The 13,609-nt window shown below is 68.2% G+C and carries 14 protein-coding genes; 8 read left to right on the forward strand and 6 right to left on the reverse strand.

Annotated features, from left to right (window positions below; translation table 11 throughout):
* Positions 1 to 98 precede the first annotated feature (98 nt).
* The 4 genes from M1M07_RS06060 to phoU all read left to right on the forward strand — a co-directional run bounded on the left by M1M07_RS06060 (position 99) and on the right by phoU (position 5,572).
* Complete coding sequence (locus M1M07_RS06060) at positions 99 to 1,052, forward strand: acyl-ACP desaturase (protein ID WP_197253220.1); 954 nt, start codon at positions 99 to 101, stop codon at positions 1,050 to 1,052.
* 136 nt (positions 1,053 to 1,188) lie between these two features.
* The gene (dusB, locus tag M1M07_RS06065) at positions 1,189 to 2,331 is read left to right on the forward strand and encodes a tRNA dihydrouridine synthase DusB (RefSeq protein WP_197253222.1); all 1,143 of its coding nucleotides are present in this window, start codon (positions 1,189 to 1,191) and stop codon (positions 2,329 to 2,331) included.
* 465 nt (positions 2,332 to 2,796) lie between these two features.
* Positions 2,797 to 4,767: an LCP family protein gene (locus tag M1M07_RS06070; protein WP_248673614.1), complete on the forward strand. Its 1,971-nt coding sequence runs from the start codon at positions 2,797 to 2,799 to the stop codon at positions 4,765 to 4,767.
* A gap of 97 nt (positions 4,768 to 4,864) precedes the next feature.
* A complete protein-coding gene (phoU, locus tag M1M07_RS06075; RefSeq protein ID WP_197253224.1) occupies positions 4,865 to 5,572 on the forward strand; it encodes a phosphate signaling complex protein PhoU in 708 nt (235 codons plus the stop codon).
* 96 nt (positions 5,573 to 5,668) lie between these two features.
* Here the strand turns inward: phoU and pstB are convergent, their stop codons facing one another.
* The 6 genes from pstB to M1M07_RS06105 all read right to left on the reverse strand — a co-directional run bounded on the left by pstB (position 5,669) and on the right by M1M07_RS06105 (position 11,511).
* Positions 5,669 to 6,445 (reverse strand): phosphate ABC transporter ATP-binding protein PstB, encoded by a 777-nt coding sequence (pstB, locus tag M1M07_RS06080; RefSeq protein WP_197253226.1) that lies wholly within the window; start codon positions 6,443 to 6,445, stop codon positions 5,669 to 5,671.
* A gap of 54 nt (positions 6,446 to 6,499) precedes the next feature.
* The gene (pstA, locus tag M1M07_RS06085; RefSeq protein ID WP_248673576.1) at positions 6,500 to 7,411 is read right to left on the reverse strand and encodes a phosphate ABC transporter permease PstA; all 912 of its coding nucleotides are present in this window, start codon (positions 7,409 to 7,411) and stop codon (positions 6,500 to 6,502) included.
* A 3-nt stretch (positions 7,412 to 7,414) separates the two neighbouring features.
* The gene (pstC, locus tag M1M07_RS06090; RefSeq protein WP_197253228.1) at positions 7,415 to 8,467 is read right to left on the reverse strand and encodes a phosphate ABC transporter permease subunit PstC; all 1,053 of its coding nucleotides are present in this window, start codon (positions 8,465 to 8,467) and stop codon (positions 7,415 to 7,417) included.
* Between the two features lie 61 nt (positions 8,468 to 8,528).
* Positions 8,529 to 9,647 carry a phosphate ABC transporter substrate-binding protein PstS gene (pstS, locus tag M1M07_RS06095; protein WP_197253230.1) on the reverse strand — a complete coding sequence of 373 codons (1,119 nt, stop codon included), beginning with the start codon at positions 9,645 to 9,647 and terminating at the stop codon, positions 8,529 to 8,531.
* 207 nt (positions 9,648 to 9,854) lie between these two features.
* The gene (mshD, locus tag M1M07_RS06100; protein ID WP_197253232.1) at positions 9,855 to 10,766 is read right to left on the reverse strand and encodes a mycothiol synthase; all 912 of its coding nucleotides are present in this window, start codon (positions 10,764 to 10,766) and stop codon (positions 9,855 to 9,857) included.
* A 10-nt stretch (positions 10,767 to 10,776) separates the two neighbouring features.
* Positions 10,777 to 11,511 (reverse strand): response regulator transcription factor, encoded by a 735-nt coding sequence (locus M1M07_RS06105; RefSeq protein ID WP_197253234.1) that lies wholly within the window; start codon positions 11,509 to 11,511, stop codon positions 10,777 to 10,779.
* Between the two features lie 132 nt (positions 11,512 to 11,643).
* On the opposite strand from M1M07_RS06105, the gene M1M07_RS06110 reads away from it, so the two are divergent.
* The 4 genes from M1M07_RS06110 (at position 11,644) to M1M07_RS06120 (ending at position 13,596) form a co-directional block, all read left to right on the forward strand.
* Positions 11,644 to 12,423: an LmeA family phospholipid-binding protein gene (locus tag M1M07_RS06110; RefSeq protein WP_248673577.1), complete on the forward strand. Its 780-nt coding sequence runs from the start codon at positions 11,644 to 11,646 to the stop codon at positions 12,421 to 12,423.
* Entirely contained in the window at positions 12,420 to 12,884 is a 465-nt protein-coding gene (locus M1M07_RS06115; RefSeq protein WP_197253236.1) for a thioredoxin family protein, read from the forward strand. Before M1M07_RS06110 ends, M1M07_RS06115 begins: the two co-directional genes overlap by 4 nt.
* Before the next feature lie 22 nt (positions 12,885 to 12,906).
* Positions 12,907 to 12,990 (forward strand): putative leader peptide, encoded by an 84-nt coding sequence (locus M1M07_RS33190; RefSeq protein ID WP_368862557.1) that lies wholly within the window; start codon positions 12,907 to 12,909, stop codon positions 12,988 to 12,990.
* A gap of 138 nt (positions 12,991 to 13,128) precedes the next feature.
* Positions 13,129 to 13,596 (forward strand): DUF4395 domain-containing protein, encoded by a 468-nt coding sequence (locus M1M07_RS06120; protein ID WP_197253238.1) that lies wholly within the window; start codon positions 13,129 to 13,131, stop codon positions 13,594 to 13,596.
* Positions 13,597 to 13,609: the final 13 nt, after the last annotated feature.

The following is a 13,609-nucleotide window of genomic DNA, read 5'->3' on the forward strand; positions in this document are numbered from 1 at the left end:
CTGAGATGCGCGCCACCGATCGTGCCTACAGTGCGTCCGAACGCAACCTACGGTGCCGTAGGCTGGAGTGCGTCAATCAACCACGGAGGGAAATCGGAATGACGCGAGTCATGACTCAGCTGGAGCTACTGCGCGAGCTGGAGCCCGTAGCGGAGGCGAACGTCAACCGACACCTCTCCATGACACGCGACTGGCACCCCCACGACTACGTGCCGTGGGACGAGGGCCGCAACTTCGCGGCCATGGGCGGCGTGGACTGGGACCCGGAGCAGTCGCGGCTCGGTGAGGTCGCCAAGGCGGCGATGATCACGAACCTGCTGACCGAGGACAACCTGCCGTCCTATCACCGCGAGATCGCCGAGAACTTCTCCCGCGACGGCGCCTGGGGTACGTGGGTCGGCCGCTGGACCGCCGAGGAGAATCGGCACGGCATCGTCATGCGCGACTACCTGGTCGTGACCCGCGGTGTCGACCCGGTCGCGCTCGAGAACGCCCGCATGGAACACATGACCAACGGCTTCTCCTCGCCCGGCGACACCGGAATGCTGCACTCGGTCGCGTACGTGACGTTCCAGGAGCTGGCCACCCGGGTCTCGCACCGCAACACCGGCAAGGCGTGCGACGAGCCGATCGCCGACAAGATGCTCCAGCGCATCGCGGCGGACGAGAACCTGCACATGATCTTCTACCGCAACATCTGCGAGGCCGCCCTCGACGTCGCGCCCGTCCAGACACTGCAGGCGATCACCCAGGTTCTGAAGAACTTCCAGATGCCCGGTGCGGGAATGCCTAACTTCCGCCGCAACGGCGTGCTCATGGCCAAGCACGGCATCTACGACCTGCGCCAGCACCTGGACGATGTCGTCCAGCCGGTGCTGCGCAAGTGGAACATCTTCGAGCGCGACTTCGGGGCCGACGGCGCCGAGACCCTCGACGAACTGGGCACGTTCCTCGAAGACCTGGAACGTCAGGCCGTGAAGTTCGAGGAGATGCGCGACCGCTCGCTGGCCCGTGAGGCCGCGCGCCGCGAACGCGCCGAAGCCGCGGTCTGACCGCGGCAATTCCGTGCCGGTGGCGTCCACCGGATATCCTGTGCCCGGCACCGAACGATTTCGGTGCCGGGCACAGTTGCTCAGTTCGGGCGGAATCTCGCCCCTGCTTCCGACATCGTTTCTTTCCGAGGTTTGCATGTCCCGCCTTCGCATCGGCTCGCTCGAACTCGACAGTCCGGTCGTGCTGGCCCCGATGGCCGGGGTCACCAACGTCGCGTTCCGCACCCTGTGCCGTGAACTCGAGCTCGAACGCGCCGGCAGCACGTCGGGCCTGTACGTGTGCGAGATGGTGACCGCCCGCGCGCTCGTCGAACGCCATCCCGTGACGATGCACATGACGACCTTCGGTCCCACCGAAACGCCGCGGTCGCTGCAGCTCTACACGGTCGACCCCGACATCACGTACGCCGCGGCGAAGATGATCGTCGACGAGAATCTCGCCGACCACATCGACATGAACTTCGGATGCCCCGTCCCGAAGGTGACCCGCAAGGGCGGCGGTTCCGCGCTGCCGTACAAGCGCCGCCTGTTCGGCCAGATCGTCGCGGCCGCGGTCCGGGCGACCGAGGGCACCGACATCCCCGTGACCGTCAAGTTCCGCATCGGCATCGACGACGAACATCACACCCATCTCGACGCCGGGCGCATCGCCGCGGCCGAAGGCGCCGCGGCGGTGGCCCTGCACGCCCGCACCGCGGCCCAGCGCTACTCCGGCACCGCCGACTGGAACGAGATCGCGCGCCTCAAGGAACACGTCACCGACGTGCCGGTGCTCGGCAACGGCGACATCTTCGACGCCACCGACGCCGCGAAGATGATGGAACAGACCGGATGCGACGGCGTCGTCGTCGGCCGAGGCTGCCTCGGCCGCCCGTGGCTGTTCGCGGAGCTGTCCGCCGCGCTGAACGGCCGTGAGATCCCCACTCCCCCGGCGCTCGGGGAGGTCGCGCAGATCATGCGGCGTCATGCCCGGCTGCTCGCCGATCACCACGGTGAGGACAAGGGCATGCGGGAAATCCGCAAGCACATCGCCTGGTACATGCGCGGGTTCCCCGCCGGATCCGACCTGCGCAACGGACTCGCGCGCGTCTCGAGCCTCGCCGAACTCGACGACCTGCTCGGCCGCCTCGATCCCGACGTGCCGTTCCCGAAGGACGCCGAAGGGCCCCGCGGTCGCCAGGGCTCGCCCAGTGCGGTGGCCCTGCCCGACGGATGGCTCGACGACCCCGAGGACACCCTGGTGCCCGCCGGTGCCGACATGATGCATTCGGGCGGCTAGATCGCACAGGCGCATACCGGCGCCTGACGCGCCGGACCGGCGAAGATACCGAGCATTCCGTCGGACATCTCGATGCAATACTCGTCGGTCAGTATCATGGCGGGGTCGCCGACACGGCGGATGCAACGAGAAGCGGAACATCCGCGGAGAGGCGAGGGATCGGTGGGAGAGGAGCACGACTCGGGCCTGCCCGACTCTCGCGCTCCCTGGGAACGTCCGATCGCGCACACCGGCCGCGTGGAGCGGCAGGACCCCGACCAGCCGCATCGACGGCACAGCGCTCCCGAGGCGACGTCCCGCCGAACCGAAGGCCGCAACCGCAGGGCCGCGCAGCCCGGCGATTCCGAGCAGCTCACCGTCGCCGACCTGATGAACAAGGTGGGCCGCGACAGCGCTCCCGTGGAACGCCGCGAGCAGGCCGCTCCCCCACCCGATCGGACACCTGCGCCGACACCGCCGGCGCCGATGCCACCCGTGGCCCGACGCGAACCGCCCGCGCCGGTACCGCCCCCGGTTCCGTCGGCACCGCCCATGCGGTCGATGCCCGTGTCCCGGCCGGTTCCGCCTGCCCGGCCCGCACCGTCGCCGCCGGAGTCGGCCGCCGAACAGACCCGGATCGCAGAACCACCCCGGGTTCCCGAACCAGCCCGGGGTGCCGCCCAGCCCCGGGCCGAGAGACCACCGGTCGTCGAACCACCGCGGGTCACCGCGACGACGCTGCCACCCCCGCGCCGGCCGCGCAGCGAACCGGTGGCTCCGGACGACGAACCGACCGTGCAGATCGAGGCGGTGGATCCGGGCGAGTCCGTCGAGCCCCCGGAACAGCCGGAGGAACGCACGGGCGCGGACACGCGGAAGCCGCCGGGCAGGACCGACGGGCTCAGCCGGCTCGCGCTCAGCAAACGCAGACGCAGGTCCCGGCTCGCAGCTCTGGGCCGGACAGGAGTTGCCCTCGCGTCGGTGCTGACCTTGGTCGGCACCGGCGGCATCTGGGGGTACATGCGGTCCACCGAGGCAGGCTTCTCCCAGATCGCCGCGCTGGACACCGAGTCCACCGACATCGTCGACCCGGTCGGGCAGACCGGCGACGAGACCTACCTGATCGTCGGTACCGACACCCGGGCCGGGGCGAGCGGCTCGATCGGCGCCGGCACGGTGGAGGACGCGGAGGGTGCACGTGCCGACACCGTCATCCTCGTCAACATCCCTGCGGATCGCAGCCGGGTCGTCGCGGTGTCGTTCCCCCGCGACCTCGATGTGGAACGTCCCGTGTGCCGCGGCTGGGACAGCGTCACCGGCGACTACTCGTCCGACATCTATCCGGAGGCCGAGGGCGACAAACTCAACGCGACCTACGCGCTGGGCGGACCGAAGTGCCTGGTGAAGGTGATCCAGAAGATGTCCGGTCTGAAGATCGGACATTTCGTGGGGATCGACTTCGCCGGGTTCGAATCCATGGTCGACGGCATCGGCGGCGTCGAGGTGTGCACCACCGCGCCGCTGATCGACGGCGAACTCGGTGAGATCCTCCCGAACGCGGGCCGGCAGACGCTCGACGGCCGGAAGGCATTGGACTACGTCCGCGCCCGCAAGGTCGAAGCCGAGGGCAACGGCGACTACGGCCGGATCGCCCGGCAGCAGAAGTTCCTGTCGTCCCTCCTGCGGTCGGCGCTGTCCAACAAGGTGCTGCTCGATCCCGGCAAGCTCAACGGCTTCATCAACGCGTTCACCCAGGCCACCTTCGTCGAGAACGTCAACACCGAGTCGCTGGTCAAACTCGGCCGTTCCCTGCAGAACGTCGACGCCGGTGCGGTCACCTTCCTGACCGTGCCGACGGACGGCACCAACGACTGGGGCAACGAGATCCCGCGCCTGGACGACATCAAGGCGATCTTCCAGGCCATCATCGACGACGAGCCGCTGCCCGGCGAGAAGCGGAACGAACCCGAACCGAGCGAGGCCGCGGCCGAGGCCACTACGGCGGCACCGTCGGCGCCGGCACCGGTGCTGCCGGCCCAGGAATTCGTCGACACGTCGTACATCACGCTGCAGGTGTCCAACGCGTCCGGTGAAGCCGGTCTCGCCGCGCGGACTGCGGAGACGCTGGGCGCGTACGGCTACTCCATCTACGCCGTCGGCAACTACTCCGGCACCAGCGCGCAGACGATCGTGCGGTTCACCCCCGGTCAGGAAGCCGAAGCCGCCACGGTCGCGTCGATGATCCCCGGTGCCGTGCTCCAGAAGCTGTCGTCCTCCGCCGATCGTCTCGGCGTCGTCGAGGTCGTGCTCGGGTCGGGCTTCGACGGCACGATCGCGGAACCTCAGCTTCCCGGCACGCTCCTGAAGCCCATGCCCGTCGAGGACGCACCCGCGGACGCGATCGAGCTTCCCGTCGATCTCGCGGTGACGAACGCCGGCGACGACTCCTGCAGCTGACCTGCTCTCATCGGGTGTCGGATTCGGATCGGTCGTTCATCGAGCATTCACCCAGCGCTCGTGACGTGGCCTTCTTACCGCCGTAGGCTTCGAGATTATGCGCGTCGCCTACAACGAACAGATGACAGAACTCGCCGATCTCCTCGGCGAGATGGCCGGCCTGGCCGGCCTCGCCATGGAACGCTCCACCGAGGCCCTCCTCCATGCCGATCTGCCACTGGCCGAGATCGTCATCGGTGAGCACGACAAGATCACCGAACTGAGTGCGATCTGTGAAGAGAAGGCGTTCGCGCTCCTTGCCCTGCAGGGGCCGGTGGCCGGCGACCTGCGAGGGGTTGTCAGCGCCATCCAGATCGTCGCCGACATCGACCGGATGGGGGCGCTGGCCCTGCACGTGGCGAAGGCCACGCGTCGACGCCACCCCAACCACGTGCTGCCGGAGGAAGTGAACGGCTACTTCGCCGAGATGGGACGCATCGCCGTTGCCCTGGGAGCCGCCACCAAGGAAATCCTCGAGACCCGCGACCCCGAGCGGGCGGCGCGGCTGCACGAGGAGGACGAGGCGATGGACGACCTGCACCGGCACCTGTTCACGGTCCTGATGGACCGGGAGTGGAAGCACGGAGTCGCCGCCGCCGTCGACGTGACGCTGCTCGGCCGGTTCTACGAGCGCTTCGCCGACCACGCCGTCGAGGTCGGGCGCCGGGTCGTCTTCATCGTCACCGGCAAGCTGCCGACCGACGAGGACTTCCGCGCCTTCCGTGACAAGGTCGACCACCTGACGGTGTGCCCGGAGCAGCAGTAGCACGCGCGAAGGGGCCCGGCCGGAACAGTTCCGGCCGGGCCCCTTTTTCGTCGGCGCCTTCGGATACTGTGCGATCCAGGGCGTGTCTCCCAATCCTCAGCCGAAGCGACCGGAGATGTAGTCCTCGGTGGCCTTCTGCGTCGGGTTCGAGAAGATCTTCTCGGTGTCGTCGATCTCGACGAGCCTGCCCGGCTTGCCGGTGGCCTCGAGGTTGAAGAACGCCGTCTGGTCGCTCACCCGCGCGGCCTGCTGCATGTTGTGGGTGACGATGACGATCGTGAAGTCCCGCTTGAGTTCGGTGATCAGGTCCTCGATGGCGAGGGTCGAGATAGGGTCGAGCGCCGAGCACGGCTCGTCCATGAGCAGCACGTCCGGCGAGACCGCGATCGCCCGGGCGATGCACAGACGCTGCTGCTGACCACCGGACAGACCGCCGCCCGGCTTGTCGAGCCGGTCCTTGACCTCGTTCCACAGGTTCGCGCCACGCAGCGATCGTTCGGCGATCTCGTCGAGCTTCTTCTTGTCCCGCAGACCCTGCAGCTTCAGGCCGGCGACGACGTTGTCGCGGATCGACATCGTGGGGAACGGATTCGGGCGCTGGAACACCATGCCGATGGTCTTGCGCACACCGACCGGATCGACCGACGAGTCGTAGATGTCCTCGCCGTCGAGCAGCACCGACCCCTCGACGCGCGCGCCCGGAGTCACCTCGTGCATGCGGTTGAGCGACCGCAGCACCGTCGACTTGCCGCAGCCCGACGGGCCGATGAACGCGGTGACGTTGCGCGGGGGTACCGACAGCGTCACGTCGGACACGGCATGGAACTTGCCGTAGTAGATGTTGACGTCCTTGAGATCCAGACGCTTGGCCATTACCGGCTCCCTACTGGTGTATCGATCTGGGCGAGTTGAGGCATGGGTGTCGGCCTACTTGGCGGTGCCGACCTGCGAGAAGCGGCCGATGAGCTTGGCGGCGACGTTCAGCACCGCGATGACCAGGATGAGGGTCAGGGCGGCGCCCCAGATGCGCATGGAACCGGCTTCGGTGGGGTTGTTCATCTCGGCGACCATGACGCCCGGTAGCGAGCCCATCTCGCCGCCGAACAGGTTGAAGTTGATGAAGGGTGCGTAGCCGACCAGGATCAGCAGCGGCGCGGTCTCGCCCATGACGCGGGCAAGCGCGAGCATGATGCCGGTGATGATGCCGGGAAGGGCCGTCGGCAGCACGATGCGGGCGATGGTCTTCCATTTCGGGACGCCGAGGGCGTACGACGCTTCACGCAGGTCCTGCGGCACGATGCGGAGCATCTCCTCGGTGCTGCGGACCACGACCGGCACCATGAGCAGCACCAGCGCCAGCGACACCGCCAGCGCCGACTTCGGGAACCCGAAGGTGGCGATCCACAGGGCGTAGATGAACAGCGCCGCGACGATCGAGGGAACACCGCTGAGGATGTCCACCATGAACGTGGTGATCCGGGCGAGCTTCGAGTTGCCCGCGTACTCGACGAGGTAGATCGCGACGAACACACCGAGCGGGATGGAGATGAGACCGCAGACCAGTCCCTGCATGAGTGTGCCGACGAGCGCGTGGTAGATGCCGCCGCCGGTCGACGAGGCGGTCAGGCCGCTGAACGAGTGGGTGAACCACGTTGCGGAGAGCAGCGCGGGCAGGCCCTTCGCGATCACGGTGATGAGCACCCACGCGAGCGGCACCAGTGCGATCAGCACCGAGAGCGTGACGAGGACGGTCGCGGTGTAGTCGGTCAGACGCCGGCGTGCTCCCACACCCCGGAAGGCCTTCCCCTTGACGGGGGTGTCGAGAACGGTGGTCGACATGGGTCAGTCCCTCTTTCCGGCGACGATCATGCGGGCCGCGGCGTTGACCACGAAGGTGAGCACGAACAGGACCAGGCCCGCGGCGATGTAGGCACCGGCCTGGATGTCGTTGTTGAACTCGGCGTATCCGAGGGCGATCTTCGAGGCGATGGTGGCGCCGCCGTCGAACAGCGACCACGAGAACGCCTGCGACGTGGTGCGCAGGATCATGTACAGGGCCATGGTCTCGCCCAGTGCGCGGCCGAGGCCCAGCATCGAGCCGCTGATGTAACCGGACTTGCCGAACGGGATGACCGTGGTCTTCACAACCTCCCAGCGAGTGGCACCGAGCGCGAGCGCGGCCTCGATGTGCGCGACGGGTGTCTGCACAAACACCTCGCGGCTGACCGCGGCGATGGTCGGCAGGATCATCACGGCGAGAACGATTCCCGCGGTGAAGATGGTGCCACCACCGACGATCGACCCGGAGCCGTCCGCGAAGAGCGGGAACCAGCCGAGGCTGTCGTTGAGCCACTGCGCGAACGGGCGGATCGCGGGCGCGAGCACCAGCAGGCCCCACAGGCCGTACACGATCGACGGCACCGCCGCGAGCAGATCGATGACGTACGCAAGAGGCCTCTTGATCCGCTCGGGGCAGTACGAGGTGAGGAAGATGGCGATGCCCAGCGCCACGGGCATCGCGAGGATCAACGCGAACACCGACACCAGAACCGTGACCTGGAACAGGTCGAGCACGCCGAAGGCCATCTTTTCGATGTCCTGCGTGACCCACTCACGACTGGTCAGGAAGTTGACGGTGTTGCGTTGCAGCGCCGGCACCGCTCGCCACACCAGGAACACCGCGATGGCGCCGATGATCAGCGAGATGAGGACGGCCGACCCGGAGGCCAGCGAACCGAAAATCCTGTCGCCCGGCCTTTTCACCGGCTTCCGGCGGCCGGTGTTGGACTCTGTAATCGTGGCCTCCGGGGTGCTGCCGTGCGGACCGCCCGCCCCCGCACCCCCGGAGTCGAGGGTCGCGGTGCGAGGTGCCGAAGTGGTGGGCGCGTCACTCATCTGCGCTCGCAATCTTTCTAGGCATGAATATAGTTCCGAGCGGTCGTCGCACTGCAGCGGATCAGGCGATGGCGTCGATGGACTCGGTCAGCTTGGCCTTGAACGAATCCGGCAGCGGGACGTAACCCTGCTCCGCCAGACCCGCCTGTCCCTCGTTGGCGGCGCTCGTGAGGAACGACTTGACCGCGGCCGACGTGTCGGCGTCGTAGCCGGCGGAGCACACGATCTCGTAGGTGGCGAGGACCAGCGGGTACGCACCGGCTTCGGTGCTGCCGTAGATCGAGGACAGGTCGAGGGTGAGGTCGCCGCCACCGGTGCTCGCGAACGCGGCGCCCTCGATGGCCTTGCCGGCGGTCGCCTCGCTGAGCTCGACGGGACCGGAACCGTTGTCGATCTGCGCGATGCTGAGATTGTTCTGCTCGGCGAAGGAGCTCTCGACGTACGTGACGGCACCCGGCGTGCTGCCGACGGCCTGCGCGACGCCGGCAGAGCCCTTCGCGCCCTCGCCGACACCGCCGGTGAAGTCGGAGCCGGCGCCGGTGGTCCAGACACCGGCCGAAGCGGCTTCGAGGTATTTCTGGAAGTTGTCGGTGGTGCCCGACGAATCCGAGCGGACGATCGGTGCGATGGTCGAATCCGGCAGGGCCGCACCGCTGTTCAGTGCTGCGATGGCCGGATCGTTCCACTTGGTGATGCCACCGTTGAAGATCTTCGCGATGGTGGGTCCGTCGAGCACCAGGTTGTCGACGCCCTCGAGGTTGTAGGCGATCGCGACCGGGCCGAACACGAGCGGCAGGTTCCAGGCCGGGTTGCCGGCGCACCGCTCGGCGGCCTGCGCAGCCTGGTCACCCTTGATCGCGGAGTCCGAGCCGGCGAAGTCGATCTGCTTCGCGATGAACTGGGTGCGGCCGTCACCGGATCCGGACGGGTTGTAGGCGACGTTGACGTTCACACCCTTCTCCGAGCACACCGCGATGTAGGTGGAAACGAACGCGTCCATGGCGTTCTTCTGGGCGGAGGACCCGGCGGCCGACAGCGTCGGCTTGCCCTCGCACGTCGCGGCCGAGGCGGACGCGTCGACGTCGACGTCGGCAGCGTTGTTGTCGGTACCGCACGCGGCGAGTGTGACGGCTCCTGCGGCCAGCGCGCCGAGCAGGGCGCCACTGCGCTTGAAGTTCACCTTGTCTCCTCCGGAATTCACGACCGAGCAGGCACCGGTCGATTCCGGTGCCGGGCCGAAGTGGCTCGACCCGTAGCGAAGCTAGAGGCGGACAGTGGCCGGTCAGGGGACCGTCGGTGAACGGAAGGTTAACCGGCACCGAATACATGATGGGTGTATTGGATCCGTCACATTCCGTTCACCGATGCGGTGACGTCGGTCATGTGTTTACGGGGTGGGGTCGGCGTCCCGCGCGTAGGCGACGTCGACGTGGAACCGGTCGAACCCGAGCCGGCCGTAGGTGTTCAGTGCCGCCGTGTTGTCGCCCTCGACGTACAGCAGGACCGTTCCCAGGCCGCGGTCGCGCAGATACAGCAGGCCCGCCAGCGTCAGCAACCGGCCGAGGCCGCGACCCTGCGCCTGCGGGTCGATGCCCACCACGTACACCTCGCCGAGTGCCGGTTCGGTGTCGGTGGCGGCGTGCACCTTCGTCCAGTGGAAGCCGAGCAGTCGCTCGGGGTCTGCGCGGTCGAACGCCAGGAACAACCCGGCCGGGTCGAACCAGGGTTCGGCGCGGCGTTCGGCGACATCGGTCTCGGTCCAGCGGCCCTGTTCCGGGTGCCACGCGAATGCGGCCGCGTTGACCCGCAGCAGTTCGGCGTCGTCCTCGGGCCCGCGGTAGGTGCGCACGAGCAGGTCGTCCGGGACCTCGACGCCGGGCAGTTCCGGGGTGGTGAGGGAGCGGCGCATCTGCAGCAGTTCGCGCACTCCGGAAAGCCCGAGCCGCGCCGCGACCGCGCGCGCCGCGGGCAGGTCGCCGTGAGCCCAGACCCGGGTGCCGTCGCCCCCGGCCGACAGGGCGGCCTCGACGAGTTGTGTGCCGAGCCCGCGACCGCGGTGGGCGGGATCGACGACGACCTCGGCCATCGCGCTGTGTTCTCCGTGGCCGGGCACGAGGACCGCCCAGCCCGCGACCTCACCGTCGGCACGCACGACGAGGTGACGGGTGTCGTCGTCGCGGCCGAGCGAGTGCACGCCCTGTTCCGAGACGGGAGCGGTGCCGTCGGCGGCGGTCGCGCGGTCGAGGACCGCGCGCACTGCGGCGGCGACGTCGGGTGACGGACGAGTGTCGAATTCCATCCCGCCGAGGTTAGTCGGCCAACTCGGTCTCGGGGTCCTCGAACTCGACGGTGGGGACGCCGCCCTTGCCGGACTTGGTCGTGGGCCGCACCGCCTTGTAACCGACGTTGCGGACGGTGCCGATCAGCGACTCGTACTCCGGCCCCAGCTTGGCGCGCAGGCGCCGGACGTGGACGTCGACGGTGCGGGTGCCGCCGAAGAAGTCGTATCCCCACACCTCCTGCAACAACTGGGCACGAGTGAACACCCTGCCGGCGTGCTGTGCGAGGTACTTGAGGAGTTCGAACTCCTTGTACGTCAGGTCGAGCGGCCGACCGCGCAACCGGGCGGTGTAGGTGCCTTCGTCGATGGTCAGCTCGCCGAGCGTGATCTTGCCGGTGTTCTCGGGCGCGACCGCGCCACCGGAACGCCCGAGCAGCAGCCGCAGCCGCGCATCGAGTTCGGCCGGCCCGGTGCTGGTGAGCAGGATGTCGTCGAGACCCCATTCCGGGTTGACCGCCACCAGACCGCCTTCGGTGAGCACGGCGACGACGGGAACCGCCGAGCCGGTACTGCCGAGCAGCCGGCACAGTCCGCGGGCCGCGGCCAGGTCGGTGCGGGCATCGACGATCGCGATGTCCGCAGAACCCGCCTCCAGCAGAGACGACACTTCGGTCGGCGCGGGCCGGACGGAATGCGCCAGCAGCGCCAGCGACGGCAACACCGCGTCCGGGTTGGGGTCGGAGGTCAGCAGGAGCAGTTCCACCGGGCCTCCATTCTTGGTGTCACGAGAGCGCTCATTCACGTATGAACGACGCGCTACAGATTAGCCCCCCTTTTGTTACCGCCGTGTAAGCAGCCGAATGGCGCGCGTCGTTGCGTCGGTAACAATGGTCTGGTGCGGAAACTGATCCTCGGCCTCGTCGTCCTCCTGGGACTCGCCCTTCTCGTCGATTTCGGCGCGGCGGCGTGGTCCGAGTACCGGGTCTCGCGTGCCTTGCGCGAGGGCGGCGCCCTGACCGCCGATCCCGCGGTGACCATCCACGGCTTCCCGTTCCTGCAGCAGGCCCGCAACGGCCACTACGAGAACGTCGAGATCCGCGCCCAGGGCGTCCACAGCGACATGCTCGGCGACATCACCATCGAGGCGAACCTGATCGGTGCGCATGCGCAGGCCGCAGACCTGCTCGACGGGTCGATCCGGTCGGTGCCGGTGGACCTGCTCTACGGGCGGGTCCGCATCGACGCGACCGAACTGGGACGCCTCTACAACATCCCTGACCTGCAGATTTCCGCTCCGCCGGCCAGTAAATCGGACGGCACCGGAGGTTCCGGCGGGTCCGGCCCGACGACCGCCGGCGGCGTCGTGCTCACCGGCACCGTCCCGGTCGGTCCGGTCACCGCGCAGGTGAGCGTCCAGGCCGATCTGCTGCTCGACGACGACAGCGTCCGCATCGTCGCCTCGGATCTGTACTTCGGACCGGAGGGCAACGCCGACTTCACGGTGCCCGATCCGCTGAAGCCCGTCGTGCTCGGTCTGTTCACCACCACGATCGAACCGCAGGATCTGCCGTTCGGTGTGTATCCGACGTCGGTGGAGGCGCGCGGCTCGCAGATCGTCATCGAGGGTGAAGCCCGCGATACCGTCATCGACCTCGAGGAAGTGCAGCGACTGTGACCGGAATCATCGTTCTTCTCGTGGTCCTCGTCGCCGCCCTCGGGGTGGGCACGGTCCTGCGGTCCCGGTCCGGCGCCGTGCGCGAAGTAGCCGCCGAACCGGACACGGCCGGCGTCGACCCGCTGCTCTCCGCGCTCGGAATCGGTGACGGCCCGGAACCGGTGGTGCTGCACTTCTCCGCACCGTGGTGTGGCCCGTGCAGCGCCGTGCGCCGCGTCGTCACGCAGGTCGTCGACAATTTCGCGGCCACGCAGGACGGCCTGCCGATTCCCCGGGACGTCGAGGTCGATCTCGACGAAAATCCGGAGCTGGCAAGGAAATTGGGAGTTCTGTCGCTACCGACGACGTTCCTGTTCGGCGCGGACGGCACCGAACGGTTCCGGGTTTCGGGAGTTCCGACCGCGGCGGATCTGACATCTGCCCTGGTGCCGTTGCGTGCCCCTGGGGATTTGCTTTCCTGAGAACTTCGCTACACTCCCTGACGTGCATTACCGCCAAGAGCTGATGCTCACCCGACGCCGCGCAGTCGATCTGTGCCGCCTCGGTGGCTGTTGTTGTTCCTGCTGATCACCTCGACCTCGACGTCCATCACCCTCCGGTACGTCACCAGCACACGCCCGATGTGATCGCCCCGCGGTCCACCGACCGCATCCGGCACCTCGATCCCGCTACGCGCGCGCCCTCGAATCCCGCAGGAGCACTCCGATGTCCGTTCCAATTCCACAATCCCGCACCGTCGACCAGGTCGACGTCCGCGGCCCCCGGTTCGCCGCCTGGGTCACCACCGCTGTCCTCGTCGTCGTACTGATCGTCGCGACGTTCTCCGTCCCGGCAGCCGGCGTACTGCTCGCCGCGCAGACCTTGGTGTTCGCACTCGGGGCGGTGTTCGGCCCGCGCCGTAGCCCATACGGACTGCTCTACGCGACGCTGATCGCGCCGCGTCTGGGAGCACCGACCGAAACCGAACCCGTGCCGCCGCTGCGTTTCGCGCAGTTCGTCGGTTTCGTGTTCGCCGCCGTCGGTACCGTCGGGTTCCTCGCCGGAGCCGTCGTGGTCGGATCCGTCGCCACCGGGTTCGCACTGTTCGCCGCGCTGCTCAACGCAGCGTTCGGCCTGTGCCTCGGCTGCCGGATCTACCCGCTGGTGACGCGACTGCGCCCCGCGTCCACCTGACCCGCCCCCACCG

Origin of the sequence: Rhodococcus sp. HM1, assembly GCF_023218075.1 — a bacterium.
In the GTDB taxonomy this organism is placed as follows: Bacteria; Actinomycetota; Actinomycetes; order Mycobacteriales; family Mycobacteriaceae; genus Rhodococcus.

What these genes read in the sequence shown, in the direction of transcription:
- M1M07_RS06060 (WP_197253220.1), top strand. Translation starts at nt 99, where the DNA reads ATGACGCGAGTCATGACTCAGCTGGAGCTACTGCGCGAGCTGGAGCCC.
- dusB (WP_197253222.1), top strand. Translation starts at nt 1,189, where the DNA reads ATGTCCCGCCTTCGCATCGGCTCGCTCGAACTCGACAGTCCGGTCGTG.
- M1M07_RS06070 (WP_248673614.1), top strand. Translation starts at nt 2,797, where the DNA reads ATGCCACCCGTGGCCCGACGCGAACCGCCCGCGCCGGTACCGCCCCCG.
- phoU (WP_197253224.1), top strand. Translation starts at nt 4,865, where the DNA reads ATGCGCGTCGCCTACAACGAACAGATGACAGAACTCGCCGATCTCCTC.
- pstB (WP_197253226.1), bottom strand. Translation starts at nt 6,445, where the DNA reads ATGGCCAAGCGTCTGGATCTCAAGGACGTCAACATCTACTACGGCAAG.
- pstA (WP_248673576.1), bottom strand. Translation starts at nt 7,411, where the DNA reads ATGTCGACCACCGTTCTCGACACCCCCGTCAAGGGGAAGGCCTTCCGG.
- pstC (WP_197253228.1), bottom strand. Translation starts at nt 8,467, where the DNA reads ATGAGTGACGCGCCCACCACTTCGGCACCTCGCACCGCGACCCTCGAC.
- mshD (WP_197253232.1), bottom strand. Translation starts at nt 10,766, where the DNA reads ATGGAATTCGACACTCGTCCGTCACCCGACGTCGCCGCCGCAGTGCGC.
- M1M07_RS06120 (WP_197253238.1), top strand. Translation starts at nt 13,129, where the DNA reads ATGTCCGTTCCAATTCCACAATCCCGCACCGTCGACCAGGTCGACGTC.